The sequence below is a fragment of the Kitasatospora sp. MBT66 genome, from assembly GCF_000710405.2.
GTDB classification, from domain to species: Bacteria; Actinomycetota; Actinomycetes; order Streptomycetales; family Streptomycetaceae; genus Kitasatospora; species Kitasatospora purpeofusca.
In genome coordinates this window covers 223,723-224,606 of record NZ_JAIY01000008.1, presented here as the reverse complement: position 1 = coordinate 224,606, position 884 = coordinate 223,723, and the positions used below count along the sequence as shown (strand labels likewise).

Genomic DNA, 884 nt, shown 5'->3' with positions numbered 1-884 from the left:
CCAGCGGGGCCCGGCCGGCGGTGAGCCGCTCGAAGACCATCGGGATCAGGTTGAAGACGCCGGCGTCGGAGAGCTCCGGCGAGGCGGCGCCGGCCACGTTGAAGTAGCGCAGTGCGACGGTGGACATGCCGTGGGCCTTGCCGGCCGCGGCGACCAGCCACTCGCCGGCCAGCTTGGTCTCGCCGTAGGGGCTCATCGGCGCGCACGGGGTCGACTCGGTGACCAGGTCGACGTCCGGCATGCCGTAGACGGCGGCGGAGGAGGAGAACAGGAAGCGCTTGACGCCGCCCTCGGCCGCGGCCTCCAGCACGGTCTGGAGGCCGATCATGTTCTCCCGGTAGTACAGGAAGGGCTGCTCGACCGACTCGCCGACCTGCTTCTTGGCGGCGAAGTGGAGGACGCCCTCCACCGCGTGGTCGCGGATGGCCGCGTCCAGCGCGGTCCGGTCCAGGGTCGACCCCTCGACCAGGACGACCTCCTTCGGCAGCCGGGCCCGGTCACCGGTGCTCAGGTCGTCCAGTACGGCCACGCGCTCGCCCGCGTCGAGGAGCTGCTGCACGACGTGCCCGCCGATGTATCCGGCACCGCCGGTGATCAACCAAGTCATGGCCGAATCCTAGGGTGTGCGGGTTTCGTACCGGTGCCACGGGCGAGTCGGAGCCGAGCAATCGGACATTTCGGTGAAATGCTGACAAAGATCTCTGCGTCCTGTCCGAGCGGCCCAGTGCGGCCCTGTGCGGCCGTGTGCCGAGGAATCCGGAGGCGTCACCGGTGAACCGCAAGAAGGAGCCCACCCGTCCGATTCCGGCCGGACCGCGCCCGACCGGGCCGAAGGCCTTCGACCGGAGGCTGCTCGCGCCCGCCGCCGTCGCGGCGCTGACCGC

Annotated in this window: 1 protein-coding gene; it reads right to left on the bottom strand. The window is 70.9% G+C overall.

All coding sequences use genetic code 11. From position 1 onward, the window contains the following. Positions 1-607 (bottom strand): NAD-dependent epimerase/dehydratase family protein (locus tag BI06_RS22275; RefSeq protein WP_149030461.1); only part of this gene is annotated, 607 nt, incomplete at its 3' end. Positions 608-884 lie beyond the last annotated feature (277 nt).